This window comes from Litorivita sp. NS0012-18 (assembly GCF_040371945.1).
GTDB lineage: Bacteria > Pseudomonadota > Alphaproteobacteria > Rhodobacterales > Rhodobacteraceae > Litorivita.
The window spans coordinates 380,037-406,611 of record NZ_BAABWS010000002.1 but is presented as its reverse complement, the minus strand read 5'-3'; the positions used below and the strand labels follow the sequence as shown (position 1 = coordinate 406,611).

The window sequence follows — 26,575 nt, the reverse complement described above, 5'->3', positions numbered from 1 at the left end:
CCGACCGGAGCGCCCTATATGAACCTGCTCTATGCCAATGACCGGCGCGGGGAATATCCCGACAGCTGGTATGCCGCCACGGTTGACGCGCCCGTGCCTCATGCGCCGCTCAAGGGCGAGGCGCGCGCCGATGTTTGCGTGATCGGCGGCGGATATACGGGGCTGTCGGCGGCGCTGCATCTGGCCGAGGCGGGGTTTTCCGTGCGGCTGTTGGAGGCGCAGCGCATCGGCTTCGGCGCATCGGGGCGCAACGGCGGGCAGCTTGGCTCGGGCCAGCGCATGTATCAAGACGATCTCGAAACGCTCATGGGCAAAGGGCAGGCCAAGACCCTGTGGCAAATGGGCGAAGAGGCAAAAAATCTCGTTAAATCTCTGATCCAGAAACATAATATCGAATGCCACTATAAGGACGGCGTGGCGTGGACCGCCATGAACGGGCGCGACATGCGCCATATGCATGACTACGCGGGCCTGCTGAAGGATCGCTACGGCTACGGACAGATCACCACGATGGATGCCGATCAGATGCGCGCCCTATGCCCCTCGCCTGCCTATCACGGCGGGATGCTCGATATGGGCGCAGGGCATTTGCATCCGCTGGCCTATGCGCTTGGCCTTGCCCGCGCGGCCACGGCGGCGGGGGCGGCACTTCATGAGGGCGCCGAGGTCCATGCGATTGATCGCGGCGCGCAGGCGGGCGGCCCCGTCACGGTGCGCAGCGGCCAAGGCCGCGTGGTGGCCGATCACGTCATCTTTGCCTGCAACGGCTATCTTGGCACGCTAGAGCAAAAGGTCGCCGCGCGCGTCATGCCGATCAACAATTTCATCGCAGCGACCGAGCCTTTGGGCGATGAGGCGGCGCGCGTGCTGACCCGCGATGTCGCCGTCGCCGACAGCAAATTCGTGGTCAATTACTTTCGCCTGAGCCATGACAAACGCCTGCTCTTTGGCGGCGGCGAAAGCTATGGCTACCGCTTCCCCGCCGATATTGCTGGCGTCGTGCGCAAACCGATGGCGCAGATTTTCCCCCATCTTCGGGATGTGAAAATCGATTACGCATGGGGCGGCACCTTGGCGATCACCCGCAAACGCATGCCCTATCTGGCGCGGCTGGCGCCCAATATCCTGACCGCCTCGGGCTATTCGGGTCACGGGGTCGGCACTGCCACCCATGCGGGCAAATTGATGGCCGAGGCCGTCGCGGGCCGCGCCGCAGGCTTCGATGCGTTGGCCGCCGTGCCTGCTCCGGCCTTTCCGGGCGCGGGGGGGATGCGCACGCCGCTCTTGGCGCTGGCGATGACGTGGTTTGCCATGCGCGACCGGATCGGACTTTAGGCGCGCAGGCCGCGCCCTCTCCCAAGATTTTGTAGCCTTCGCCGCAGCGACCCATATTTATGGGGCGACGGGCGGCGATTTATCGCCGGACATATCGCGAAATTCGCTTGGGTGTTCGGGCAAAGTCGTTTAGAAAATACGAAAGAGTATTTCAGGAAAGCCGAAAGTCGCCATGACCCTACCGCCGAATGTCTATGACGCCGAACCCATTCCCGAAGCCGCCCGCGCCGAAATCGAGCGCCTTTTGCAATCGGGCGATCTGTTCCGCTATACCGCGCCCGAAGACGCGCCCGTGGCGCTTTTGGAGCGCGAGTTTGCCGATATGCTGGGCGCGAAATATGCTTTGGCGGTCTCCTCTTGCTCGGCGGCGCTGTTCTTGTCGCTCAAGGCGCTGGCCCTGCCGCGCGGGGCGCGGGTCCTGATCCCCGCCTTTACCTTTGCCGCCGTGCCCTCGGCGGTGGTCCATGCCGATTGCCATCCGGTGCTATGCGACGTCGGCGACAATTACCGCATTGATATCGCCGCCTTCGAGGCCGCGTTGGACGATCACGCGGCGGGCGGTATCCAAGCAGTGATCATCAGCCATATGCGCGGGCATACCTCGGATATGGATGCGATCATGGCGCTCTGCGGCGCGCGGGCTATTCCGGTGATCGAGGATGCGGCGCATTCTCTGGGCACCACATGGCACGGGCAAAACATTGGCACGATTGGAAAAATCGGCTGCTTCTCGTTTCAATCCTATAAATTGCTGAACTCCGGCGAGGGCGGCATCATGATCACCGATGATCCCGATGTCTTGGCCCGCGCGGTGATCATGTCGGGCGCCTATGAGCATAACTGGCGCAAGCATAAAGGTTCGCACGGCGAGAATACCAATGATCTCGAAGAGGCCTTTGCGCGCCATCAAAACCAGTTGCCGCTTTATAACCTGCGCCTTGGCAATATGTCGGCGGCGATTGTGCGCCCGCAGTTGGGCGAGGTGCCGCGCCGCGTGCGCGACGGGCGGCGCAACCATGATTATGTCGCCGCTTTGCTCAATGCCTCGCCATGGCTGGAGGTGCCCGAAAAGCTCGGCCCCGAAGAGCGCGCGCCCGACAGCATCCAATTCAACCTTGTCGGCCTGAGCGAGAGCGAGACCCGCGCCTATGCCGAAGCCGCAGCCGCGCGCGGCGTCAAGGTGCAGGTCTTCGGGCTGAGCGAAGACAACGCGCGCGCCTTTTGGAACTGGCAATTCATCGAGGGCGATTTGCCCAGATTGCCGCAAACCCGCGCGATGTTGATGAAAGCCTGTGACACGCGCCTGCCCGCGCGGTTGACGCAAAGCGAGTTGGACCTGATCGCCGGAGCCTTGATCGCGGCAGCGGTGGATGTGATGGGCGAAGCGCGCGCCTACGGCACCTGAGCGGTCTGAAATTTTCATGTAAAATCAAACACAAAGCCCCGCCTCGCGCGGGGTTTTGTCATGCTTCGGGGGCGCCCAGAACCTCCAATGCGCCGCGCAAGAACGGATAGGCCGACAGCGCGGGCGCGACCACGGCTTCGCTCAGCAGCGGGCGCAATGTAGCGGCGATCTCGCGCGGCATATCGCCCAAAACCCCGCGCCGCGCGGTTAGGGAAATCGTGCGCGACAAAGGCGCGACGGGCAATTCAAGCACATCAACCAATGGCGCGAAACGGCGCGCCCGCATCAGCGCCATAGGCGTCAGGATCGTCCAGCCCGCGCCCTGCCCCACCAGCGCGAGGATCGCGTGATAGCTGTCCAACTCGAACCGATGCGCCAGCGTCAGGTTTTGCCGCGCGAGGTGCTCCTCGATCAGGCGGCCCATATGGTGGCGCGTGGTGTAATGCACCAAGGGCAATGTCTGTAGCTGCGCCAGAACATTGCCCGCGCCGTCCACCATGCCCTTGGGCGCGGCGACAACAAAGCCTTCGCGCAGCAGCGGGTGGACCTCGGTCCATTCGGCGCTGGCGCCCATTTCTGCGGTGACAATCACATCGAGCGCGCGGGCGTCCAATTGCCCGTAAAGCGTATGGCTCGCGCCGGTTTCGAGCAAGAACTGGCATCCGGTCATGGTCTCGGCCATGGCGGTCAACAGGCGCGGGGTGACATCGGCCTCAAAGTCTTCGACCACGCCAAGGCGCAGCCGCGTCAGCGAGCCAAGATCGGCCACGGCCAATTCGGCGCGGGCTTGCTCGGCCTCGTTGAGGATCAAATGCGCGCGGCGCAGGAATTTCTCGCCCGCAGGCGTCAATGTGGCGGGCCGCGCCGTGCGGTTCATCAGCGCCGTACCAATGGCGTTTTCCAGATTGCTGAGCTGTTGCGAGACGGCGGAGGCGCTGGCCCCCAGCCGCCGCGCGGCAGCCGAAATCGAGCGTTCCTCGGCAGCCGCGACAAAGACTTCAATGCCCCAAAGCGTGATCCGGCCCGCCGAAGTGACCATCAGGCGTTACTTGCCCAGTTTCGACAGCTGCTCTTGCAGCGCCGCCAGTTGTTGCTTGATCTGGTCGAGATCCTCGCCGCCCTTACCGGCGCTCGGTGCGGGGTCTGCCGCATCGCTTTTGGCGGCTTTGGCCTCCTGCTCGGGGCCGGACGGCCATGGCATCCCGCCGGTCATCGCCTTCATGAAGGCCTTTTGCTGCGCCTGCAGCGCCTCAAACCCAGGCAATTTGGCCATCGGGTTCATCGAACTCATGTTTTCCATCAGCTTCGATTGCCCGCCATTGAGCATCTCGAAGGAGGCTTGCAAGAAGTCGGGCACGATAGAACCGGCCTGCGTTGTGTAGCTGCGCACCAGATCGTTGAGCACGCCCAAGGGCAGAACGCTTTCACCGCGGCTTTCGTGTTCGGCGATGATTTGCAACAGATATTGCCGCGTCAGGTCATCGCCCGACTTCAGATCGACGATCTGCACATCGCGCCCTGCGCGAATGAAACCTGCGATATCTTCGAGCGTCACATAATCGCTGGTCTCGGTGTTATACAAACGACGGCTGGCGTAGCGTTTGATTAGCAGGTGATTTTTATCGTCGGACATGGGCATCCCTCCCCCAATGAGCATTGCTGCATTGCAGCTTAGGCCACAGTTTTACAAAAAGAAAGAGCGAGCCGTGCGGGGCTCGCTCTTGGGGACATACGCCGGTTAGGGAGGAGGAGGAGGAGACCGGCGCAGATCTCAACCGATAGGCTTATTTCGCTGTCGCTTTTTTCGCGGCGGCGGTGGCTTCTTTGGTGGCTTTTTGAACAGCGGCCGATGCTTCGTCGGTCATGTCTTTGCCAGCAGCCATCATGAGTTCCATTGTGTCCACTTGGACTTTCTTGGCGATCTCGGCGAAAGCAGCGATGTTTTCAGCAGCCGCTTCGGCAGTGGCCGATGCGAAATCGGTCATGGATTTGGCGTAGTCGGCAGGCTCGGCCTTGGCTTTGGTCATGTCTTGCAATTTCGCCAAGTAATCTTGGGTCCATTTGGTCGACAGAGCGGTCGATTTATCCGCTGCTTCCAGAGCAACAGCCGAGAGCTTCTCGCTCAAACCGGCTTGGGTTTTGAACGCTTCGTCCATCGAGGACATGTCCACAGGGAACGCGCCCATCATGTCTTTGAACATCGCGGTGAAATCTTGTGTCTTAGCCATTGTGCAAATCCTTTGCTTCGCTTGGTGCGTCCAGCGGGCCAGCCCCGTTTTCTGCGCTTGCAAACAATATACATGCCGCAGCGCAGCATATCAAGGGTTTTTGCTGCACTGCGGCAAACAATGCGGAAAGGTATGGAAAATCAAACCTTTGGTATGGCCGACACATTCTCTCCAGGGGCATCGCAGAGCACAGGATGGGACGAATCACCTGGGTGACGTGCGGGAACCATCTTGCCCGAACGCTTGGTCAACCAGCGCTCCCAACGCGGCCACCACGAGCCTTTTTTGAGCTTTGCCGCCGCCTGCCACTCGTCGGCGGTGCTGCTCAGGTCGTCATTGGTGTAATGGCCGTATTTGTCTTTGGTCGGCGGATTGATGATCCCCGCGACATGGCCCGCCTCCGAGACGATAAAGGTTTTGTTCTTGGCCCCCATCTGCTGCACGCCGCGATAGCAATCCTTCCATGCGGCGATATGGTCATTCTCGCAGGTCACGGCAAAAACCGGCAGATCGACATCGCGCACATGCAGCCGCTCGCCCAGCAATTCGAACCCGGCTTCGGCGAACTCGTTGCGTTGGCAAAGCCCGCGCAAATATTGTTTGGCCATTTTCGCAGGCAGGTTCGCCCCGTCGCCGTTCCAATACAAAAGATCAAAGGCGGGCGGGCTTTCGCCCATCATGTAGCTGCGGATCGCGGGCGTATAGATCAGGTCATTGGAGCGAAGAAAGCTAAAAGTGCGCGCCATGATAAAACTGCGCAGCACCCCGACCTTATCCACCTCTTCCTCGATCCCGTCGATGAAATCATTTTGCAAGAAGGGGGTAAATTCGCCTTGGTCGGAAAAATCGGTCAGCGCGGTAAACAGCGTCATCGATTTGATCGAGGTGTCGCCGCGCGCCTTGAGCAGCGCCGCAGTCAGGCTCAGCGTCGTGCCCGCGATACAATAGCCGACCACATTTACCTGTTTCTGGCCGGTGATCTGTTTCACCTCGCGAAGAGCGGCGAGGTAGCCGTCTTCGACATAATCCTCCATCCCCACGTCGCGATAGGCGGCATCGGGGTTGACCCAAGAGACCACGAACAACGTATAGCCCTGATCGACGATCCATTTGATCAAGCTGTTTTGCGCCTTGAGGTCAAGGATATAGAATTTGTTGATCCAGGGCGGGAAGATGATCAAAGGCGTGGCGTGCACCTCATCCGTGGTGGGCGTATATTGGATCAGCTCCAGCATCCGGTTGCGGTAAATCACTTTGCCTGGCGTGGCGGCGATGTTTTTGCCGAGCTCGAAAGCGGTGCTGTCAGAGAGCTGCACTAAAAACTCGCCGCCGTTCTTTTCCAGATCGGCCACGAGGTTTTCCAGCCCGTCGATCAAGGATTGCCCCTCGGTCTCGACCGCCTTTTGCAAGGCATCGGGATTGGTCGCCAGAAAATTGGTCGGGGCCATCATATCGGTGATCTGGCGCGCGAAATAGCGCAGCTTACGCCGCTGCCCTTCGTTCAAACCTTCGGTGTCTTCGACGGCCTGCTCGATCGCCGTCTTGTTGAGCATGAACTGTTGTTTGATATAGTTGAAATAGGGATGCGTATCCCACATCGGGTTGGAAAAACGTTTGTCCGAGGGGCCGGTATCGGCGGGCGGCTCCAGCTTGCCGCGCGCCAAAGCCTGCTGCGCATCGAGGTAATGTTTGACCGATTTGCCCCAATATTCGAGTTGGTGCTCGAAGATTTTTGACGGTTCGTGAACGAGCTGTTGCCAATAAGCGCCCATTGCCGAGGCAAAAATTTCCGGATCGGGGGCGTTGAGCGCCTCATGGGCCGGTTTTCTTTGGGAAAAAGCGTTGATCAATCGCTGAGATAATTCTTCGATCCGTGTCAGATTCGCCTCCATCGCCGCGGAAACACCCTCTTCGACCTTCTCTGTAGTTGTCATCTTAACGAATCCCCCCTAAATTGCTGCTATGCAGCATTGCGCATGTCCGCACCCTCCCGTGCGCGCGGCGCCTTTGCGATAAGGGGCCAGTCCCCGCGAACAGGAGAAAAACATGCGCTATATGGCATCATACGACCTGATGGAGACGGTTCGCAACACCCAGCAATGGCTTGGTGCCTCCGCAAAGGCCATGGCTTCCTATCCTGCAATGTCCATCGTGCCCAATCCGGCACTGCAATGGATGGCCGCTTGGGGCGAAGTCGCAGAGCGCAGTTTCGCGCGTATGGTCGTCAAACCCGACTGGGGCATCCCGCATTTCACCTGCGAAGACGGCAAGGACCATCTGGTTTCCGTCGACACGGCGGTCGAGCGCCCCTTTGGCGATCTGATCCATTTCGACGTGCAAGGCCGCGAAACCAAAGAGCGCAAAATCCTTTTGGTCGCGCCGATGTCGGGGCACTATGCCACACTTCTGCGCTCGACCGTGCAATCGCTGTTGCCCGATTGCGAGCTTTACGTCACCGATTGGCACAATGCGCGCGACATACCCGTGTCCGAAGGCAAATTCGACGTCGAGGATTACACCCTCTACCTTGTGGATTTCCTGCGCCATCTCGGCCCCGACACCCATGTCATCGCCGTGTGCCAGCCGGTGCCTTTGGCCTTGGCCGCGACGGCCTATCTTGCGGGCGAGGACCCCGAAGCGCAGCCGCGCTCTCTGACCTTGATCGGCGGGCCGGTCGATCCCGATGCCAATGCCACCGAGGTCACCGATTTCGGCAACCGCGTCACCATGGGCCAGCTTGAAGAATTCATGATCCAGCGCGTCGGCTTCAAATACAAAGGCGTCGGCCGTCAGGTCTACCCCGGTTTGCTCCAGCTCAATTCGTTCATCTCGATGAATATGGACAACCATTCCAAAGCCTTCAAAGACCAGATCGCCCGCGTCATGCGCGGCGAATCCTCCGATCACGACATGCACAACAAATTCTATGACGAATATCTGGCCGTCATGGATATGACCGCCGAGTTTTACCTCTCGACCGTCGAGCGGATTTTCAAGAACGGCGAAATCGCCAAGAACGAATTCGTCGTGGACGGCAAATTGGTCGATATCGGCAAGATCACCGATGTGGCAGTGAAAACCGTCGAGGGTGCGAATGACGATATCTCGGCCCCCGGTCAATGCGTTGCCGCGCTTGATCTATGCACCGGCCTGCCCGACAGCATGAAGGCCAGCCACCTTGAACCTGGCGCGGGTCACTACGGTATTTTCGCCGGCTCCAGCTGGCGCAACAATATCCGCCCGCTGGTGTTGGAATTCATCGATGCCAATTCCAAGCCGCGCAAAGGCAAAGGCAAGGCCGAGCTCAAAGCCGTCTGAGCCAAGAGGGGCCTGCCCCGCTAAAGACCAAAGCCGCAGCCTCGCCGCTGCGGCTTTTTCTATGGGCTTGTCAGTTCTATGCGCCTGACGGGTTCTTTGGGTCAGTCAGGCGCGGGCAGATCTATTGCAAAACAAACGGCTGTTTCATCCATGCGCGCAAGGCATCGGTGGTCTCGTCGGGGCGCTCCAGCGTCGGCAAATGCCCCGCGCGGTCCACCACATGCAATTTGGCATAGGGGATAAGTTCGGCCATGAAGCTGTGGCGTTTGACCGGCGTCAGCGTGTCATATTCCCCGCATAGCACCAAGGCCGGCACTTTGCAGCGGCGCAAAACCGGCTGTTGGTCGCGACGGCGTTGCAAGGCGCGCACCTGGCGCACGAAAACCTCCGGCCCCAGATCGCGCGCCATTTGATGCGCCAGCGCCAGAACCTCTTCGCGGTGCTGCCCGTCGGCGAGGTATTCGGGGCGCATGACTTGGGTGATCACCTCTTCGAACCGCCCCGCGCGGGCCGAAATGATCATCGGCTCGTATCCGGTTGCCGATTGCGGGGTTTCGGCCAAAGGGTTGGTGTCCATCAAGGCAATGCGCGTGATCCGGTCAGGCGCACGGCGCAGCAATTCCATCGCCACAATCCCGCCCATCGACAATCCCGCCAGCGCGAATTTGAGCGGCAATTGGTCAAGCAGCCCCGAGGCAATTTCCTCGATCCGCTCGCCGCGGGTGATCGGCGCGACCATGACCGCGAATTCGGAACTCAGCTCGGCGATCTGCGGGCCATAAAGCCGCGCATCGCTTAGCATTCCTGGAATAAATACAAGAGGTTCGCCCATGCGGTTACTGTCTTCCCTGTCGGCGCTGTCCCGCGCCTGTTTGCGATGATCGGTGCAAAGAACGCGCGTCCGAAACTCCTCACGCGGGGCGCCAGTCGCAAAACGCCCCGCCCCAAATTGACACAGACGCGCCCAACGTCAACCGCGTTTGTGTGTGCGCGCGCGCCTAAGGATAGGCAATCGCACGCAGCGGCGGAAAATCGCCATAGCGCGCGGCGCGGCGCGCTGCATCTTCTTGCGGCGTCTCGCCCGCGCGCAGCAACATTCCGCGCGGCGCAAGATAGGATTGGATCGCGCGGCGCGGTGTGGGCCGCCAGATCAGGTTGAACGCCGCCAGTTTGGGGAAAAACTGCATCTCGGAATAGGGCAGATGGTCATGCACCCACCACGCCAGATCGCGCCAGTCGCGCCCCTGCGCATAGCGGTCGGCAAACCACGGAATGACGATGGACGCGCCGCCAATACGCGCCTCGCCGCGCCCGCGATCCCAGATATGGCACTCCATCGGATAGTCATTGCGCGCGCAAGACAGGCCGTTTTCATTGCCAAAAGCATTGAGCGCGGGCGCGCGATAGCCCGAGCGGATGGCAATGCGGCCAAAGGTCTCCTCAAGCGGGTCGAGAAGCGTTTGGCAAAACTGCTCGCCCACCTCGATGGTCAGGTCGGGATCCTCGGGGATATTGGGGATACCGTAAAAGCTGCCGATCTCGGAATGCAGAAAATCGCGCAGATAGAAATATTTTGACAAGCGCACGCGGCCAAGGGCTTCGAGGCCGCGCATGCTCGCCGGTTTGCGTCTCATGGCGCGGGCGGCTCGGCATCGCCATAGCCGTTCCACCGAAAGGCGCCGTCGGGAGACAGGGGCGAAAACGGATTATGCGCCACCTCCCAGATATGGCCTTCGGGATCGGCGAAATATCCGATATGCCCGCCCCAAAACACGTCATGCGCGGGTTTGAGGATTTTGGCGCCTGCCGCTTCGGCGGCGGCCAGAACGGGGGCGACCTCTTGCTTGGTGCGCACATTATAGCCGTAGGTGGCCGCGCCATGCCCGAGGCTCTCGACCGGCACGCCCATATCGCGCGCCAGCATCTCGAGGGGGTAGAGCCCCATGCATTGCCCGATCAGATCATAGGCGACCACCCCGTCTTGCGAGGGCACGCGCGCCCAGCCCAGCGCGTCATAAAACCGCGCCTGCGCCTCGACGTCGCGCACCCCGAGGGTGATCAGCGAGACCCGTTGTTCCATGACTTTGCTCATATCTCACTCCAATAATTGATCGCTGGTGTTTGAATGCTTTTGCTGAATGCTTTTACTGAATGCTGCGCCCGTCACAGGGCGGCGCGCGCCGTGACTTTATTGACCGAGGCCTCGATCAGGGCGAGGCAATCGGGATCGGAAAAGCGGTGATCGGCGCCTTTGACGAGGGTCAGGCGGATATCGCTGCCCTCGACATGCTCCAAAAGCCGCAGGGCGACGGATTGATCGACATCGGCATCCGCCGTGCCTTGCAACATGCGCACCGGAAACGGCAGCGCCAAAGGCGCGCGCAGGACCAATTGCCCGCGCCCCTCCTCGATCAACCGTTTGGTGATGATATAGGGATCGCCATAATCGGAAGGCAAAGCCACACGGCCCTCGCGCTCCAAGGCCGCGCGCTGCTCGGCGTCAAACCCCGCCCACATGCTGTCTTCGGTGAAATCGGGGGCGGCGGCGATGGTGACCAGACCGGCAATGCGGTCCGTCATCCGTTTGCACAAGAGCAAGGAAATCCACCCGCCCATCGACGAGCCGACGAGGATTTGCGGGCCGCGGGTGACGCCTTCGATGATGGCTTGGGCGTCCTCGGCCCAATCGCCGATGGCCCCGTCCTCGAAGGCTTCGGAGCTTTCGCCGTGGCCCGAATAATCAAAGCGCAAAAAATCGCGCCCCATGCGTTCGGCCCATGCCTGCAGGTGCACGGCTTTGGTCCCGCCCATGTCGGATTTGAACCCGCCCAAAAACACCACACCGGGCGCGGGCGGCGCATCCGCGCGGCCTTTGGTGAGATGATAGGCAAGGCGGCGGCCCTTGGGGCCGTCGAAAAATTGCGGGGCGGTGTCGGTCATCGGCGCTCTCCTGCGGGCGGATCGTTTCGGACGAACAGGGTTTGGCCCGATCATCGCGGATCGGATCATCGCGGGCAACCTGCCGCATCCACGCGCCCGAGAAAAGCGCGATTTCGCCCTAGGCGCCGCCCTGCGCCGCCGCCTCCGGCAAGCCCGCCGCCAAAATCCCGCCCGCCAAGGCCATCGCGGCAAATAGCGCAATCACCGCTTCGGGGCCCATCAGGGAGGCACCGCCGCCCAAGGCCCCCGCGAGCAGCAAAATCGTGCCGATGGCGGTATTGGCCACCGCGCCGTAGCGCCCGCGCTTGCCCTCTGGGGTCATGTCGACAAGGTAGATCGAGCGCCCCTGCCGCACCCCGTGATAGGCGATCATCAAGACAAAAAGCGCGGCGGGCATGGCCCACCACGCCCCTGCCAGCCCCGCAGCCCCCAGCGCCAAAGCCGCCGCCATAGCCGCGAGGGCCAAAAGCCCCGAGGTCATCAAAACACGGCGGCTGGAGTCATCGGCCATACGGCCCCAGATGTAGGAGGACAAAAACGACGCCAAAGCCGAGGCCAGCACCATCCCCCCCAAACGCGACAGCCCCTCGGCTCCCGCCTGCTGCGCCATGACCACCAGATAGGGCGGAGCCAGCGCTGTCGAAACCAACAGGCCGCGCACGATGATATAGCGGCGCAGCGGCGCGCTTTGACGCAGCACGCTCCAAAAGGCGAGGCCTTGCGGCCCCTGCGGCGTGCCCTCGGCCTCTTCGAGGCGGGCAAAGACCCATGCCGCCGCCGCCCAAAGCGCGCCCGCCAAGCCAATCGCGCCGATGATCGCCCCTGCGCCCGAGGCCGCGCCCGAGATCAGCAGCAGCGCGAAACCGAATACCGCCAGCGAGGCGATGGAGCCGGCCATGCCGGTCACCGCGCCGCGCCGCGCTTGATGCACGGTTTTGCCCAGCACCTCCTTGTAGCTCACCGATGCGGCGGCGCGCGCCACCGCCAAAACCGCCAAGGCCGCGCAAATCGCCGCCCCCGCTGCCGCCCCTTTGAGCACCAGCGCCGCCAAGGCAATCGCCCCCGCCGCCAAGCCCTGCACCAATGATCCGGCGACCCACATCCATTTGCGCCGCGCCATACGCTCCAACCGGTCCGCGAGCAAAAGCTGCGGCAAGAGCGCCCCCGCCTCGCGGATCGGCACCAAGGCCCCCGCATAAAGCGCAGGCGCGCCGAGGTGGGTCAAAAGCCAGCTGAGCACCAGTTTGGGGTCGATCAACCCGTCGCTCAGCTTGGTCATCACCAGAGCCGCGATATGGCGCAGCCCGTTGCGCGCCTCCACCGCGTCCTTTTGCGATTGGGGCTGTCCGGTGATCCGCTCGAAGGCGGCGATCTGGCGGGCGTCTTGCATATGGTCTGTCCTTGAGGTGCGGGGCCGTGCAGCAGGATTTAAGGCATTTGCCCCGCGCGACCAGTCGGCTTTGCAAGGCGATCAACTGCACGCGGGTTGCGCGCGCGACGCGCGATGAAATCTCCATCCTGCGCGGCATCTGACGCGCAACATCTGACGCACAACATCTCACGCACTATAAGTTACCCTATTGTCACGTGACTGTAGAATCACATATACTCCCCCCATGGACAGTATTTTCAAAGCCCTCAACGACCCCGCCCGCCGCACCTTGCTGGATGCTTTGCGCATGCGCGACGGGCAATCGCTTTCCGATCTGGAGGCGCATCTGCAAATGAGCCGTTTCGGGGTCATGAAGCACCTGAAGGTGTTGGAAGAGGCTGGCCTGATCCTCACGCGAAAATCCGGACGGTTCAAATATCACTACCTCAACCCCCTCCCCTTGCAGGAACTGATGGACCGCTGGGTCGCGCCGTTCTTGCAACCACAGGCCCGCGCCTTGAGCGCCCTGAAGGCCAAATTGGAAAGAGATACCAAGATGAGCAAACCCGATTTCATGATGCAGACCTTTATCCGCTGCACCCAAGATGCGCTGTGGTCGGCGCTGACCGAGGCCGATGAAATGGCCCGCTATCATTTCGCCTGCAACGTGGTGCAGGGCAATGCCGCCGTGGGCGCGGCCACGGCGTTTATCTTACCCGACGGGGCGGCGATGCTGCGCCAAGTCACTACCGAAATGGACCCCAAATCGCGCATTGCCATGACCTTCGAGCCGCTGTTCATGGGCCCCGATGCGCCCGCCAGCCATATGGTCTACCTCATCGAGCCGCAGGGCGAGAGCTGCAAGTTGACCATCGAGCATTACGACATCGCCGCCGGTCAGGAAGGATTTGCCGAAGGCTGGGCGCGTCTGGCCGCCTCGCTCAAAAGCTATCTGGAAACCGGCAGCGGCCTCAAATCCGCAATGCAAGCCTAGGAGACGCACAGATGGATTTCCCTACCGAACTTGGTGTTTTGACCTGTTTGATGCTGCTTGCGGCCTCGCTGTGGATCCCTTTTATCGTCGGCTCCTCCTCGGATCCTGCGGCCACGGACGGTTTCGCCCGCCCGCATGATGTGAGCCGTTTGAAACCTTGGGTGCACCGCGCCTTTCGCGCCCATCTCAACCTTCTGGAACAGGCGATGCCTTTCGCGGTTCTGGTCTTGATTGTGGACCGGATGGACGGGTTCACCGCGCTGACCACATGGACGGCGATTGCGTTTTTCTGGCTGCGCGTGGCCCATGCGGTCGGCATGATCAGCGGCATCGCGAAAATGCCGCTGCGCCCGCTGATCTTTCTGGGCGGCTGGGTTTGCTGTCTGATCATGGGATACGCGGTGTTTGCGGCGGGTTTTGCCGCGTCATAAGCGCATAAAATCGCCCCAAAAAAGCGGGCGGCGTTGACAGGCGCGGCCCGCTTTGCCATTGAGGCCGCATCATAACCCGCAACCGGGCGTTCAGTGGGCGCCAAACCGACGAGGAGAGCCGACATGGCCCCTATTTTCCTTACCTTTCCCGATGGCAATGCACGCGAATATGCGGCAGGCGTGACCGCCGCCGAGGTGGCCGAGAGCATTTCCAAGAGCCTGTCGAAAAAGGCCATTTCCGCCACCGTGAACGGCGCGCATTACGATTTGCAATGGCCGATCGAGGCGGATGCCTCCATCGCCATCAACACCATGAGCGACGAGGCCCCTGCGCTGGAACTGATCCGCCACGATCTGGCCCATATCATGGCCCGCGCGGTGCAAACGCTTTGGCCCGATGTCAAAGTCACCATCGGCCCCGTGATCGAGAACGGCTGGTATTACGATTTCGACCGCAAAGAGCCCTTTACCCCCGAGGACCTTGGCGCCATCGAGGCCAAGATGCGCGAGATCATCAATGCCCGCGATCCGGTGCGCACCGAGGTGTGGAGCCGCGAAGAGGCCATCGCCCATTACGAGAAGAGCGGCGAGCCTTATAAGGTCGAACTGGTCAATATGATCCCCGATGACGGCCAACCCATCCGCATGTATTGGCATGGCGAATGGCAAGATCTGTGCCGCGGCCCGCATTTGCAGCACACCGGCCAAGTGCCCGCCGACGGGTTCAAATTGATGTCGGTCGCCGGTGCCTATTGGCGCGGCGACAGCGACCGCGCGATGTTGCAACGCATCTATGGCGTGGGCTTCAAGGACCGCAAGGACCTCAAGGCGCATCTGACCATGCTGGAGGAGGCCGCCAAACGCGACCACCGCAAATTGGGCCGCGAGATGGACCTGTTCCATATGCAAGAAGAGGCGCCGGGGCAGATTTTCTGGCACCCGAACGGCTGGCGCATCTATACCACGCTGCAAGACTATATGCGCCGCAAGCAGGACGCCGACGGCTATGTCGAGGTGAACACGCCGCAGGTGGTGAACCGCAAGCTGTGGGAAGCCTCGGGCCATTGGGACAACTACCAAGAAAACATGTTCATCGTCGAAGTGGACGAGGAGCACGCGCGCGAGAAGACCATCAATGCGCTCAAGCCGATGAACTGCCCCTGCCATGTGCAGGTGTTCAACCAAGGCCTCAAATCCTACCGCGATCTGCCGCTGCGTATGGCCGAATTCGGATCGTGCAACCGTTATGAGCCTTCGGGCGCTTTGCACGGCATCATGCGGGTGCGCGGCTTTACGCAGGACGATGCGCATATCTTCTGCACCGAGGCGCAGGTCGAGGAGGAGACCAAGAAATTCGTCACCTTCCTCGCGGATATCTATGCCGATCTGGGCTTTGAGCAATGGTCGGTGAAGCTGTCCACCCGCCCCGAAAAACGCGTCGGGACCGAGGAAAGCTGGGATCAGGCCGAGGAAGCTTTGGCCAACGGCATCAAGGCCGCGGGATATGATTACGAGATCCAAGAAGGCGAAGGTGCCTTCTACGGCCCCAAGCTCGAATTCGTTCTGACCGATGCCATCGGGCGTGACTGGCAATGCGGCACCTTGCAGATCGACCCGAACCTGCCCGACCGTCTGGACGCGAGCTATATCGGGCAGGACGGCGCGAAACATCGCCCCGTGATGCTGCACCGCGCCGTGCTTGGCTCCTTCGAGCGGTTCATCGGCATTTTGATCGAAAGCCACGCGGGCCGTTTGCCCTTCTGGCTGTCGCCGCGTCAGGTGGTGGTCGCCTCGATCATTTCCGAGGCCGATGACTATGTGAACGAGGTCGTCGCGGCCCTGCGCGCCAAAGGCGTGCGCGCCGAGGCCGACATTCGCAACGAGAAGATCAACTATAAGGTCCGCGAGCACAGCCTTGGCAAAGTGCCGGTGATCTTGGCCGTGGGCGCGCGCGAAGTCGAAGAGCGCAGCGTGACCGTGAGGCGTTTGGGCGAGAAGCAAACCTCGGTCGTCTCCTTGGACGAAATCCTTGCCGCATTGGGCCAAGATGCCATCGCGCCGGATCTCAAGAGCGCCTGACTATCCCGATCATGCTGTGGCGCCGCCCTGTATTTTGGGGCTCGCCGCAGCGCATTACCCCCCCAAATCGGCACAATCCAATGGCCGCGCGGAGGATTGTCCGCGCCGCGTGGACAGTCCTGCGCTTTCCCTCAAAATTCATCTCGACACATTCCCGATTTCGCCCGATAATTGACATAATTGTAAATCCTTTTTTCAGGCTGCCAAAATGAAACAGACCCTTCTCTACACCATTGCCGCGCTTGCCCTTGGCACCGCCGCACAGGGCACAACCATCGAGACCTTCGGCACAGCGTCGATCTATGGCACCGGCTTTTACGGAAGCACGGCGGCACAAACCTTCGCCTTGGGCAGCTATAGCGCTGGCTCGGCAGTTGTCTTGTCGGACGTCTTTGGCTCTGTGGATTGCTGCCGTTTCGACAGCTATTTCGTCGGCGCAGATGGTGGAGATTTCGATCTCATGACCGCCCCGCTTGCCTCGTGGGGCGGCAATACCGACGTCAATGGGGCCAACGGATTGTCCGGCATCTCGGTCGAAACAAGCCAGCTGTTCCTCGCGGGGGCCTTTATCGACAGCGCCACCTATTCGGCCACAGGCATCCCCGCCCCCGATAGCATGTATGGCGCGGGCGATCTGGGCCTTGCCTCCTACGCGCCGCTGCTGAACCAAGTGTTCTTTCTTGGCGACGGGTTGACCGGCACCGGCACGGGCGCGCAGCAATTGTTCTACATCCCCGAATGGGCGGATACATTGCTCATCGGTTTTGTCGATGCGCCTGAGTTTGAGGGCGACCCCTACTACTACGCCGACAACTCCGGCTCGATCACCGCGACATTTGATGTGATTGCCCCTGCGGTGCCGCTGCCTGCTGGTCTGCCGTTGATGCTTTCGGCCTTCGGTCTGGCTGGCTTTGTTGCCCGCCGCCGCAAAAGCTAACCACAGATTTACGATACGGCTGACGGCGTCTCTCATTTTGGGACGCCGTTTGTCCATGCGCCGTGTTATGTTCCGAGTGCTGTTTTTCCGCCAAGATTAGCGCCATTGGCTTTGGTTCTTTTCCGGTGACCTGTTTTCACAACAACTCTTTGACAAGGCACGACTCTATGACTTCCATTCTCAAACCCGCCCTTTTGAGCGCCGCGCTCGCCATGACAGCCATCAGCGCCGAGGCCGCCACGACGGGGCTGACCACCGGCACCGCCACCGTCGGCCCGCATAACAACGGCTATTTCGGCGTATGGCTCACCGCCCCGCAAGATATGGTTTACGGCTTTGCCATCGGTGCAGGCGAGACCGCCGAAATCACCGCAAGCGGCACGCTGTTTATCGGCGAAGGCACCACCGTCGGTCCCGACGGCGCGTTCTTCAGCGCCACAACAGGCGGCGTTTTCGGTTTTGAATACACGCCCCTGCAAGAAGCCGAAGTTGATGCCATCGGCGGCGATGGCGGCCCCGACATGCCCAACCTTGGCGCGCTGATCGGGGCCTTTGTGCCGCAAGCGCTGTTCGACAGCCCCTCTTTTGCGGCGCGCAATACCGATTGGGGCGGCTCGCTCGCCTCCTCCAGCCTGTTTTTGGTCGGATCGGCGCTGAGCTATACCGCAGCAGAGGACGGCGTGATCTTCTTTGGTCTCAACGAAGGCTACACTTTGAACAACTCGGGCGGATTTTCTGTTACATATGAGGTCGGCGCGGCGCCTGTTCCGCTGCCTGCGGGCTTGCCGCTTTTGGCCTCCGCCTTCGCCGTCGCGGGTTTTGCAACGCGGCGCCGCAAGGCCGAGTGAGAGATAAAATCACTTTATAACAACACCTTAAAGCGGCCCTACCGAGGGCCGCTTTTTCATTTCCACCATGCCGCAGCTGCGAAATGTTACAAACAACTCAAACTTGCGTATGTTACAAACTCTGACAGAGCCGTGCCACACGCGCCTGTGAGTGGTCCGTGAGCGCCCTTACCCGCTACCCCTGTCGTCAGGCGCAATCCCTCGCGCCCCATGTAAACCGACAGGAGATAACACATGTCCAACACCGTTTTGAAATCCGCCGCCCTCGCGGGCGCCGTTGCCACCGCCCTGACCGCCTATGCCGCGCCCGCCTCTGCGGCTGGCAAAGAAAAATGCTATGGTGTGTCCATGGCCGGTAAGAACGATTGCGCCGCCGGTCCTGGCACCACTTGCGCCGGCACATCGAAAGTCGACTACCAAGGCGATGCATGGACGCTTGTGGATGCGGGCACCTGCATGACCATCGAACTGCCTGCAATGGCCGATGGCACGATGCGCAAAGGCTCGCTCGAGCCGCTCAAGCGCGACATGGCGGGCTAAACCCTGTCCCCTGCCCCTTCGGCCCGATCCGCGCGGCCGAAGGGGCGATTTGCCCGATCCGGAGACCCATCACATGACCGCCTCCCTGCCTGACCTGCCCCTCTCGCCCGATGCCGCGCCGCTGCCGCTTGCGGCGGGGATCGGATATAAACCGCAACATTTCGAGGCACTTATGAAGGATGCAGGCGCGGTGAGCTGGCTTGAGATCCACGCGGAAAACTATATGGGCGATGGCGGGCGGCCTTTGGCGCAACTGCGCGCCCTCGCGGAGCGTTTTGCCATCTCGGTCCATGGCGTTGGTCTCTCGATTGGCGGGCAGACCCCGCTCGACACCGCGCATCTGGCGCGGCTTGCGCGGCTTTGTGATCACATAAAGCCCGCCTCTTTCTCCGAACATCTCGCATGGTCCACCCATGGCGCGGAATTCATGAATGATCTGCTGCCTCTGCCCTATACGGCGCAAACGCTTGCCCATGTTTGTGATCACATTGATCAGGTGCAAAACGCATTGGGGCGGCAGATGCTGCTCGAAAACCCCTCCTCCTATCTCGCTTTCGCGCAGAGCACCTATGCCGAGCCGGAGTTCTTGTGCGAAGTGGTGCGGCGCAGCGGCTGTGCGATGCTGCTTGATGTGAACAACGTCTTTGTCTCGGCGCAAAATCTCGACCTCGATCCGATCGCCTATCTTGATGCCTACCCGATTGAAAATGTGCAAGAAATCCACCTTGGCGGCCATGATGAGGACTTCGGCGAAGGCGGCAAACCGCTGCTGATCGACAGCCACGGCGCGCCGGTGGCCGATCCGGTTTGGGCGCTTCTGGACGAGGCCCTGCAGCGCAGCGGCCCGCGCCCGACCTTGGTGGAATGGGACAATGACGTGCCCGAATTCAAGGTGCTGGAGGCCGAAGCGCAGCGCGCAGCCGCGGCCCTGCGCGCGGCAAGTCACATCGAGGCGCGGCGCGCATGACGACGCAAGAGCGCTTTCGCGCGGCGCTTCTCGATCCCGCCGCGCCGCTGCCCGAGGGGCTGGTCGACGCCCAAGGCCGCCCCGCCGCGCGCCGTTATGACATCTACCGCAACAATATCGCCACCTCCTTGGGCGAGGCGCTCGGCGCAGGCTTCCCGACCCTCGCGGCGCTTCTGGGCGAGGCAAATTTCAAAGCTGTGGCAAGCGCTTACCTGCGCGCGCATCCGCCGCGCTCGCCGCTGATGATGCATTACGGCGCGGATATGCCCGACTTCATCGCCGCCGTGCCGCCCTTGGCGCATATGGGCTATCTGCGCGATGTGGCGCGGCTCGATCTGGCGCTGCGCGAGAGCTACCACGCCGCCGATCACATCCCGTTGGCGCCGCAGGTTCTGGGCGGTTTGGACGAGCCTGCCCTGATGGGCGCGCGGTTGACGCTTGCGCCCTCCTTGCGCGTGCTCGCCTCGGCCTTCCCGCTGCATGCGATCTGGCAACGTGCAACGGGCGGTGCGGGCGAGATGCCCGAGGCAGCGCAGGGCATTTTGATCACCCGCGTGGACTATACCCCTGTGCTGGATGTGCTCAGCGATGCCGAGACGCATTTCACCGCCGCCCTTGCCGAAAACACCCCGCTCGGAGCGGCCTATGAGGCGGCAAACGGCATTGATGCGGGCTTTGATCCCGCCCGCGTGCTTGCCATATTGGTCCAAAACGGCGCGATTTATACACTGAAAGAGGCCCCCTGATGTTCCAAACCATACAAAACCGCGCTCAAGCGCTCGGCGCGGGGCTAACCGCTGTGGATGATCGTTTGGGCCTTCTGCCCCTCGCCTCGCGCGCCGTATTTGCGGCGGTTTTGCTGGTCTATTTCTGGGCCTCGGCGCTGACCAAATTGGGCGACGGGGTTTTGGGAGTCTTGCGCCCCTCAACCGGCGCCTATGCGCAGATTTTCCCCAAAGCCATCGAGGCCGCCGGATATGACGCCAGCCAGCTTTCGCTCTTTCATCACGCCGTGGTGCTCGCGGGGACTTGGGCGGAATTTATCCTGCCTGCCTTGGTGGTTTTGGGGCTTTTGACCCGTCTGGCGAGCCTCGGGATGATCGGTTTCATCGCGGTGCAAAGCCTGACCGACCTTTTTGGCCACGGTGGCATCGCACATGCCGAGACATTGGGCGCATGGTTTGACCGCGCGCCCGATGCGGTGATTTTGGATCAACGGGCCTTGTGGCTGCTGCCGCTTTTGGTGCTGGTCTTGCGCGGGGGCGGCGCGGTGTCATTGGACCGGCTGCTGTTTTCGCGGAAAGAAAACTGATTTATACCAGCGCCTTACGTCAGCGCCGCCTGCACGTCCGGACCCCAACCCAAGTAAAGCTGCCCCTCATCCTCGATCAAGGGGCGCTTCATCAAGGCGGGATGATCGGCCAGCAGTTCAAGCGGCGCGCGCGCGCGCTCTGCCTCGCTCAAACCGCGCCATGTGGTCGAGCGGGTGTTGAGCAGTTTTTCGCCGAAAACCTCGAAGGCGCGCGCCAGAAGTTCTTGCGGCACCCCTTGCGCACGCACATCAATCATCTCGGCACCCTCCAATGATTTCAATGCTTTACGGCAGGTATCGCAGTTTTTCAGCCCGTAAACTCTCATCACATCCTCCCCGATAGTTTGCGCCTATTTACTAGGCATCTCGCGCGGCTGCACCCCTGTTTTGCTTGCATTTTACAATGAAAATGCAAACATCGAAGTTGCCGATACGTCAACTTGAGCGGGCAGGTCAGCTTGCGACGGGGCGCGGTTTTCGGCGAAAATCGGGCCGCGAGGCCTACCGGATTTAAGGCAGAAGGAGACACGGACATGCCCAGCGGCACCGTGAAATGGTTCAATACTACAAAGGGTTACGGGTTCATCGAGCCCGAAACAGGCGGCAGCGATGTATTCGTGCATATCTCGGCGGTCGAGCGGTCGGGTTTGACGGGCCTGAGCGACAATCAAAAGGTCGAGTTCGAATTGACCGAAGGGCGCGACGGGCGCAAAATGGCAGGCGATCTCAAACTCGTCTAGGCCCCTGCGATCCGCATCACGCGCAAAAAAGGGCGCGGATCACACCACGCCCTTTTTGACATTTCAAAACCGGATCAAAGGCTTACTGCGTGTAGCAGCCTTTTTCGCCCACGGGGCATACCGTGCGCGACACATGGCGTTTGACCGATTTGACACGGTGCACTTTGCGCGCGGGCTGGCTCATCATTGATTGATAGCTGACATTCTGGTTCGGCTGCCCGCAGCAGATCACACCATCGATGCGCACCGGCTGGTATCCGGCGGGGCAATAGTTGCCATAGCGCGTTTCAGGATAGATTTTCGCATCGGCAAGCGCGGCGCCCGCGCCAAAAACTGTCAAGGCGATTGCGCCATAAAGGGCTGTTTTAATTGTCATAAATTCGGTCCCCCGAGTTACACCACTGTTATTATTGCACCAATTAGACAGCGGTTGCGCCATCGGGTCCAGCTTTTTTCGCGCCAAAGCGGCGGTTTCTGCGCCCTGTTGTAATCGAGAATCAGGTGACCGCGCGGGTGACCCACAGGCCGAGCGCCGCGGAGGAGCCGGTCAGCACCGTGCCCCAAGCCAGATCGACCACCACCAGACGCCAGTCCCAAGCTTTGAGCGTGGCGAAATTGGTGAATTCATAGGTGCCGTAGGCCATGGCGCCAAGGATCGCCGCCGAGACGAAGACCGCGCCCAATGCGCCGCCCTCGCGCAGCGCGGGGGCCGAAACGAAATACAAGATCCCGCCCACATAGGCGAGGTAGAAGAGCGCCGCAGGGCCAAGGCGCAGGTCTTCGAGAAGCTGGTCGCCAAGGCGGGTTTCAAACAGCGGGCGCAGCACGTTCTTGAGCATCACGGCGTCGATGCCCAAAAAGATAATCGCGGTGGAAAAATACAAAATGATCAGGTGCATGTGTCGGTCCTTTTGGTCACGATACGGCGCGCACGCCCGATTGGATCACAACAGCCCCAAACCCCGCGGTTTTGCCCGAGCAAAAGGGCCGCGCCCGAACCGAGGGGTGGGCGTAAAGCGCCCGCCCCGTGGGGGCGGTTCGGGCGCGGACCGTGCGGGCAAGGACGGGTTTGATGCATGGGAAACGCCCGAATTTTCACTGAAAACTCAATGGCGTCAGCGCTTAGCTTCACCCCTCAATCACCCCCATAAACTCGCGCCATTCCCTCGCGCTCATGCCGGAATTTTCCTGTGTGACCTCTTCGCCTTTGAGCATCCGGCGCAGGCTGTCCATCATTTGCACCGACATCGACACGGCGCCCATGCGGTAGTCTTCGAAGGCCTTGAAGGCGAAGGGCACCCAATCGGCGACCACGTTGCAAATCGCATCGGCATAGACGCGGATTTCGTATTGGGCGTGGGCATCGGCGCGCAGGCGCAAGAAATGCAGCAGGTTGTGCAGGTCCACCTTCCAATACCATTGGGTATAGATATTGGCGGGCAGGTTCATGCGGGCCAGTTCGCGCGCCAATCCGACGCTGCCCTCCTCGTCCGAGATCATCTGCGCGTAATGGTCATAGGCGCGGCTGCTGTCCGCCTTGAGGATTTCCAGAACCCGCGCGGCATCCTCGCCCGACAGGGTCTCGCCGCGGCCTTGGTTGTTGACCACCGATTGCGCGGCAAGATGTTCGGGCGCGGGGATGTAGAATTCGCGATCAAGGATCGAATAGCGGGCCGAGTATTCATTGACGTTGGCGGTGCGGTGGCGAATCCACTGGCGGGCGACGAAAACCGGCAATTTGACGTGCAGCTTGATTTCGCACATCTCGAAAGGCGTCGAATGCCAATGGCGCATCAGATAGCGGATCAGACCTTCGTCGTTTTGCACCGATTTGGTGCCTTTGCCATAGCTGACGCGGGCGGCCTGACAAATCGCGGCGTCATCGCCCATATAATCGATCACCCGCACAAACCCATGATCCAAAACCGGAATCGCCGTATAGAGGTGCTTTTCCATACCCTCGGAGGTCGCGCGCAGGGTTTGGCGCGTCTGGGCGCGCTCTTCATCGATTTGGGCTTGTTGCTCTGGCGTCACGGGCATTTTGGTCAATCCTTTGTCGGAAATTGCGAGTCGGAGACCACATTATATTGTTTGCGCCGAGTTTTGCACCACAATATGATGCTGGGACGCGGCAAAATAGAATGGTGCAACAGATTGGCAAAAACCGCCGCAATGGCGCAGAGCGGCGTTGACTTTTCACCCCGTCACGGGGATTTTGAGCGCGAGCAGCGTGTAAGGGGCAGGTATCATGATGAAATTCGCAGGAACGCTTGTGGCCGCATTGGCCCTGTCCGGTTGCGCCGCAGGCAGCGGCACCAACCCGTTTTCGACTGAATCCACCGAGGAAATCGCCGAAAAAGCCGCCAATAGCACCATCCCCGAAGAGCTGGCCAACAATCTCGAGGCGGCCTCCTATTCGGAGGCAGGCGGCACCCCGACCTTGCAAATCTATACCACTCTTGATGGCGCGGCCCTGATCGACACCTATACCCGCACGCCGAGCCTTGATGTCGGCCCCTATATCGCCTTCACCAAACAGCAATCGAACCTGCAGCGTCACTTCACCGGCTTTGGCAAAATCTCCGATGATCCCGACAATACGGTACGCGCCATGGTCGTCGGTGACGGCGGGCAATTCGGCACATTCTACGCTGGCGGCGCCTATGAGCGCAGCGGCGATTACGTGCGGCCCGAGGGCGCCGGTCTTGTCTCCTACACCGGCCGCTATGTGGCGGTGACCAATCTCAACGGCAACAGCGTTGTGTTCAGCGGCGCGGTGCCCGATGAATTGCGCGCCGATCAAACCGCCCGCCTCGAAGGCACGATCCTGATCAACGCCGATTTCAACGCGGGCGTCGTCAATGGCGGCATCTCGGACCGCGTCTTCACCGATTATCCGACCTATACCGGCCTTCCGCGGCTCGATCTGGACGCGGCTCCGATTGACGCCAATGGCGAGTTTTTCGGCACCACCTCGGTGGACACGCAGGTCAAAGGCAATTGGGGCGGCATCTTTGGCGGCGACGGGGCCACGGCGGTTGCGGGCGTGGTGCAGGCCAAGGAATGGGGCGGATCGACCACGCTCACCAATGAAGAAGAATACGGCATCTTTGTCCTGTCGCGCTGCGGCGTCTCGGGCGAAGGCGCGCTTTGCGCCGAAGAATAATGGCGCGCGGCCCCGCGATCGGGCGCGCTGCGGCCCAAACGGCGGCCTGCGCGGCGGCGCTGCTCCTTTGGCCTTTGGGCGCGGCGGCGCAAACCGCCCTGCCCGCCCCCGCCACATCCCTTGCAGCATCCCCCCCCGCATCCCCATCGGGCACCCCGGCTCAATCTGTCACGCTTGATCTGGCGCAGGCCCGCGCCATCGGGGTTGCCGCGCTCAATGACGGGCGGCCCGAGGTGGCCCGCGATATCGCACGCGCCCTGATTGCGCGCGATGCCAAGGACGGGTTTGCGCGCTATCTGCTGGGCGAGGCGCTCTCGCGTCTGGGCCAACCGGCCGAGGGCCGCGCCTCTGCGGCGCAGGCCTTTCGCCTTGCCCCGCAAAAGCACGACAGGTTCCGCGCTGCCCAGCTTGCGGCGAAACTGTCCTTCGATGCGGGCCAACCGACGCGGGCGCAATATTGGCTGCGCCGTTCCTTGCCCTTTGCCCCGCATGATCAGGCCCGCGGCCAAGTGGCGCGCGATTACGCGCAGGTGCGCGCGATCAACCCGTTGAGTTTCAACATCAATTTAAACGCCTCGCCCTCCTCCAACGTCAATGGCGGCGCCGATACCGAATTTCACCAGATCGACGGAACCACATTGGTCGGCACCATCGGCGCGCATGATCAGGCGCTCAAGGGCGTGGTGATCAGCGCCGATTTGCAGGCCGCCTACCGATTGCGCGAAAGCGCCAAAAGCGAGACGCGGCTGATCGCATCGCTGGGGGTGAGCCGCGTGATCCTGTCGCAAGAGGCCTATGATCTGGCCGCCGCGACGCCGACGCCTTTGGACGACGATATCAAGAACTCCGATTTCGGATCGACCACCGCGCGCATCGGGCTGCGCCACGGGTTTGCGCTGCCGCTGGGCACGGGCCATAGCGGCGCGCTCTCGGCCTCGGTCGGGCAAACATGGTATGCGGGCGCGGCCTATCAGGACCTGATGCGCATCGGGGCCGAGAGCCATTGGCGGCTGGCCGAGCGCACGGGGCTGAGCCTTGATCTGGCCGCCGAAGAACGCCGCTATAAATCGCGCACCCTTGGCGTCACGCGCAGCAAAAGCGCCACCGCGCGCCTGTCGCACCGGCTGGGCAATGATGATAGGGCGGCCCTGTCGCTGAGCTATACCGACACCGACGGGACGGGACGCAACAGCAGCTATGCGCGCCTGACCGCCTATGCCAATTACGCCTTTGCCGAACCGATCGGCCCCGCGAAAATCAGCCTCGGGCTGGGGGTGAGCAAGCTTGACGGCCTCTACCAAGCCTTCATCACCACCGCGCGCGAGGACCATTCGGTCTTTGGCACGGTGGATTTTGTGTTTCACGACTTTGACTATGCCGGTTTTGCCCCTAGCTTGACGCTCAGGGCGCGCAAGAACCGCTCGAACGTCTCGCGCTATGACACAACAGAGGTCTCGCTGGGGCTGGGGATCAAATCCAGCTTCTAGGCGGACATGAGGGAAAGACAATGAAAGTCAGATATTTACACACGATGGTGCGGGTCAAGGACCTTGAGGCGACGATGGCGTTTTTTGCGCTTTTGGGGCTTAAGGAAACCCGCCGCGTCGACAGCGAAAAGGGCCGGTTTTCGCTGATCTTCATGGCGCCGGAGGGGCAAGAGGACTGCCCCGTCGAGCTGACGTATAACTGGGACGGCGACGAGGGGCTGCCTTCGGACAGCCGTCATTTCGGCCATCTGGCCTACCGCGTCGGCAATATCTACGAGATGTGCCAAAAATTGATGGACGCGGGGGTGACGATCAACCGCCCGCCGCGCGACGGCCATATGGCCTTTGTGCGCTCGCCCGACAATATCTCGATCGAGCTGTTGCAAGAGGGCGAGGCGCTGGCCCCGCGCGAGCCTTGGGCGAGTATGGAAAACACCGGCCATTGGTAAGCGCGCCCGCGCCCCGCGCGGCGGGGC

At 61.3% G+C, this 26,575-nt stretch carries 29 protein-coding genes; 16 read left to right on the top strand and 13 right to left on the bottom strand.

Annotated features, from left to right (window positions below; all coding sequences use genetic code 11):
* The first annotated feature begins 18 nt into the window (after window positions 1-18).
* Together ABWV64_RS11635 and ABWV64_RS11630 are read left to right on the top strand one after the other, a co-directional pair.
* Complete coding sequence (locus tag ABWV64_RS11635; protein ID WP_353345367.1) at window positions 19-1,335, top strand: NAD(P)/FAD-dependent oxidoreductase; 1,317 nt, start codon at window positions 19-21, stop codon at window positions 1,333-1,335.
* Between the two features lie 172 nt (window positions 1,336-1,507).
* Window positions 1,508-2,740: a DegT/DnrJ/EryC1/StrS family aminotransferase gene (locus ABWV64_RS11630; protein WP_353345365.1), complete on the top strand. Its 1,233-nt coding sequence runs from the start codon at window positions 1,508-1,510 to the stop codon at window positions 2,738-2,740.
* Between the two features lie 58 nt (window positions 2,741-2,798).
* Here the strand turns inward: ABWV64_RS11630 and ABWV64_RS11625 are convergent, their stop codons facing one another.
* From ABWV64_RS11625 to ABWV64_RS11610, 4 genes are all read right to left on the bottom strand, one after another.
* Window positions 2,799-3,779 carry a LysR family transcriptional regulator gene (locus ABWV64_RS11625; protein ID WP_353345363.1) on the bottom strand — a complete coding sequence of 327 codons (981 nt, stop codon included), beginning with the start codon at window positions 3,777-3,779 and terminating at the stop codon, window positions 2,799-2,801.
* Between the two features lie 6 nt (window positions 3,780-3,785).
* Complete coding sequence (phaR, locus tag ABWV64_RS11620; protein ID WP_353345361.1) at window positions 3,786-4,373, bottom strand: polyhydroxyalkanoate synthesis repressor PhaR; 588 nt, start codon at window positions 4,371-4,373, stop codon at window positions 3,786-3,788.
* 151 nt (window positions 4,374-4,524) lie between these two features.
* Window positions 4,525-4,968, bottom strand: a complete 444-nt coding sequence (locus ABWV64_RS11615) for a phasin, PhaP (RefSeq protein ID WP_353345359.1) — start codon at window positions 4,966-4,968, stop codon at window positions 4,525-4,527.
* 140 nt (window positions 4,969-5,108) lie between these two features.
* Complete coding sequence (locus ABWV64_RS11610) at window positions 5,109-6,902, bottom strand: PHA/PHB synthase family protein (protein ID WP_353345357.1); 1,794 nt, start codon at window positions 6,900-6,902, stop codon at window positions 5,109-5,111.
* 112 nt (window positions 6,903-7,014) lie between these two features.
* On the opposite strand from ABWV64_RS11610, the gene phaZ reads away from it, so the two are divergent.
* Complete coding sequence (phaZ, locus tag ABWV64_RS11605; protein ID WP_353345355.1) at window positions 7,015-8,286, top strand: polyhydroxyalkanoate depolymerase; 1,272 nt, start codon at window positions 7,015-7,017, stop codon at window positions 8,284-8,286.
* Between the two features lie 121 nt (window positions 8,287-8,407).
* Here phaZ and ABWV64_RS11600 read toward each other — a convergent pair whose 3' ends face one another.
* The 5 genes from ABWV64_RS11600 to ABWV64_RS11580 form a co-directional block, all read right to left on the bottom strand.
* Window positions 8,408-9,118 carry an alpha/beta fold hydrolase gene (locus ABWV64_RS11600; RefSeq protein ID WP_353345353.1) on the bottom strand — a complete coding sequence of 237 codons (711 nt, stop codon included), beginning with the start codon at window positions 9,116-9,118 and terminating at the stop codon, window positions 8,408-8,410.
* A gap of 166 nt (window positions 9,119-9,284) precedes the next feature.
* Complete coding sequence (locus ABWV64_RS11595) at window positions 9,285-9,899, bottom strand: hypothetical protein (protein ID WP_353345945.1); 615 nt, start codon at window positions 9,897-9,899, stop codon at window positions 9,285-9,287.
* A gap of 17 nt (window positions 9,900-9,916) precedes the next feature.
* Complete coding sequence (locus ABWV64_RS11590) at window positions 9,917-10,366, bottom strand: VOC family protein (RefSeq protein WP_353345943.1); 450 nt, start codon at window positions 10,364-10,366, stop codon at window positions 9,917-9,919.
* 83 nt (window positions 10,367-10,449) lie between these two features.
* Complete coding sequence (locus ABWV64_RS11585; RefSeq protein WP_353345351.1) at window positions 10,450-11,226, bottom strand: alpha/beta hydrolase; 777 nt, start codon at window positions 11,224-11,226, stop codon at window positions 10,450-10,452.
* A gap of 118 nt (window positions 11,227-11,344) precedes the next feature.
* The gene (locus ABWV64_RS11580) at window positions 11,345-12,616 is read right to left on the bottom strand and encodes an MFS transporter (RefSeq protein ID WP_353345349.1); all 1,272 of its coding nucleotides are present in this window, start codon (window positions 12,614-12,616) and stop codon (window positions 11,345-11,347) included.
* A gap of 226 nt (window positions 12,617-12,842) precedes the next feature.
* Here ABWV64_RS11580 and ABWV64_RS11575 point away from each other — a divergent pair, with 226 nt between their 5' ends.
* The 9 genes from ABWV64_RS11575 (at window position 12,843) to ABWV64_RS11535 (ending at window position 20,706) form a co-directional block, all read left to right on the top strand.
* Window positions 12,843-13,592 (top strand): ArsR/SmtB family transcription factor, encoded by a 750-nt coding sequence (locus tag ABWV64_RS11575; RefSeq protein ID WP_353345347.1) that lies wholly within the window; start codon window positions 12,843-12,845, stop codon window positions 13,590-13,592.
* 11 nt (window positions 13,593-13,603) lie between these two features.
* A complete protein-coding gene (locus tag ABWV64_RS11570) occupies window positions 13,604-14,023 on the top strand; it encodes an MAPEG family protein (RefSeq protein WP_353345345.1) in 420 nt (139 codons plus the stop codon).
* Window positions 14,024-14,146: 123 nt separating this feature from the next.
* The gene (gene thrS / locus ABWV64_RS11565) at window positions 14,147-16,102 is read left to right on the top strand and encodes a threonine--tRNA ligase (RefSeq protein WP_353345343.1); all 1,956 of its coding nucleotides are present in this window, start codon (window positions 14,147-14,149) and stop codon (window positions 16,100-16,102) included.
* Window positions 16,103-16,310: 208 nt separating this feature from the next.
* Window positions 16,311-17,039: a VPLPA-CTERM sorting domain-containing protein gene (locus ABWV64_RS11560; RefSeq protein WP_353345341.1), complete on the top strand. Its 729-nt coding sequence runs from the start codon at window positions 16,311-16,313 to the stop codon at window positions 17,037-17,039.
* Window positions 17,040-17,206: 167 nt separating this feature from the next.
* A complete protein-coding gene (locus ABWV64_RS11555) occupies window positions 17,207-17,887 on the top strand; it encodes a hypothetical protein (RefSeq protein WP_353345339.1) in 681 nt (226 codons plus the stop codon).
* 234 nt (window positions 17,888-18,121) lie between these two features.
* On the top strand, window positions 18,122-18,427 hold the full coding sequence (locus ABWV64_RS11550; protein WP_353345337.1) for a BufA1 family periplasmic bufferin-type metallophore: 306 nt from the start codon (window positions 18,122-18,124) through the stop codon (window positions 18,425-18,427).
* A 73-nt stretch (window positions 18,428-18,500) separates the two neighbouring features.
* Entirely contained in the window at window positions 18,501-19,394 is an 894-nt protein-coding gene (bufB, locus tag ABWV64_RS11545) for an MNIO family bufferin maturase (protein ID WP_353345335.1), read from the top strand.
* Window positions 19,391-20,140: an HvfC/BufC family peptide modification chaperone gene (locus ABWV64_RS11540; RefSeq protein WP_353345333.1), complete on the top strand. Its 750-nt coding sequence runs from the start codon at window positions 19,391-19,393 to the stop codon at window positions 20,138-20,140. Before bufB ends, ABWV64_RS11540 begins: the two co-directional genes overlap by 4 nt.
* Entirely contained in the window at window positions 20,140-20,706 is a 567-nt protein-coding gene (locus ABWV64_RS11535; RefSeq protein WP_353345331.1) for a DoxX family membrane protein, read from the top strand. The genes ABWV64_RS11540 and ABWV64_RS11535 overlap by 1 nt, the downstream gene beginning before the upstream one ends.
* 14 nt (window positions 20,707-20,720) lie before the next feature.
* On the opposite strand, the gene ABWV64_RS11530 is transcribed toward ABWV64_RS11535, so the two are convergent.
* Window positions 20,721-21,032, bottom strand: coding sequence for an ArsC/Spx/MgsR family protein (locus ABWV64_RS11530; protein WP_353345329.1), 312 nt, complete (start codon window positions 21,030-21,032; stop codon window positions 20,721-20,723).
* Window positions 21,033-21,239: 207 nt separating this feature from the next.
* On the opposite strand from ABWV64_RS11530, the gene ABWV64_RS11525 reads away from it, so the two are divergent.
* Window positions 21,240-21,446, top strand: a complete 207-nt coding sequence (locus ABWV64_RS11525) for a cold-shock protein (RefSeq protein WP_353345327.1) — start codon at window positions 21,240-21,242, stop codon at window positions 21,444-21,446.
* Window positions 21,447-21,528: 82 nt separating this feature from the next.
* Here the strand turns inward: ABWV64_RS11525 and ABWV64_RS11520 are convergent, their stop codons facing one another.
* The 3 genes from ABWV64_RS11520 to thyX form a co-directional block, all read right to left on the bottom strand.
* Window positions 21,529-21,822 (bottom strand): hypothetical protein, encoded by a 294-nt coding sequence (locus tag ABWV64_RS11520; protein ID WP_353345325.1) that lies wholly within the window; start codon window positions 21,820-21,822, stop codon window positions 21,529-21,531.
* Between the two features lie 121 nt (window positions 21,823-21,943).
* On the bottom strand, window positions 21,944-22,345 hold the full coding sequence (locus tag ABWV64_RS11515) for a DUF2177 family protein (protein ID WP_353345323.1): 402 nt from the start codon (window positions 22,343-22,345) through the stop codon (window positions 21,944-21,946).
* A gap of 229 nt (window positions 22,346-22,574) precedes the next feature.
* Window positions 22,575-23,486, bottom strand: a complete 912-nt coding sequence (thyX, locus tag ABWV64_RS11510; RefSeq protein ID WP_353345321.1) for an FAD-dependent thymidylate synthase — start codon at window positions 23,484-23,486, stop codon at window positions 22,575-22,577.
* Between the two features lie 208 nt (window positions 23,487-23,694).
* Between thyX and ABWV64_RS11505 the strand changes: the two genes are divergently transcribed.
* Genes ABWV64_RS11505 through ABWV64_RS11495 form a run of 3 tightly spaced genes read left to right on the top strand, consistent with a single transcriptional unit; the run spans window position 23,695 to window position 26,548 of the window.
* A complete protein-coding gene (locus ABWV64_RS11505; protein ID WP_353345319.1) occupies window positions 23,695-24,612 on the top strand; it encodes a hypothetical protein in 918 nt (305 codons plus the stop codon).
* The gene (locus tag ABWV64_RS11500; RefSeq protein WP_353345317.1) at window positions 24,612-26,099 is read left to right on the top strand and encodes a surface lipoprotein assembly modifier; all 1,488 of its coding nucleotides are present in this window, start codon (window positions 24,612-24,614) and stop codon (window positions 26,097-26,099) included. Before ABWV64_RS11505 ends, ABWV64_RS11500 begins: the two co-directional genes overlap by 1 nt.
* Before the next feature lie 20 nt (window positions 26,100-26,119).
* Window positions 26,120-26,548 carry a VOC family protein gene (locus ABWV64_RS11495; protein ID WP_353345315.1) on the top strand — a complete coding sequence of 143 codons (429 nt, stop codon included), beginning with the start codon at window positions 26,120-26,122 and terminating at the stop codon, window positions 26,546-26,548.
* Window positions 26,549-26,575: the final 27 nt, after the last annotated feature.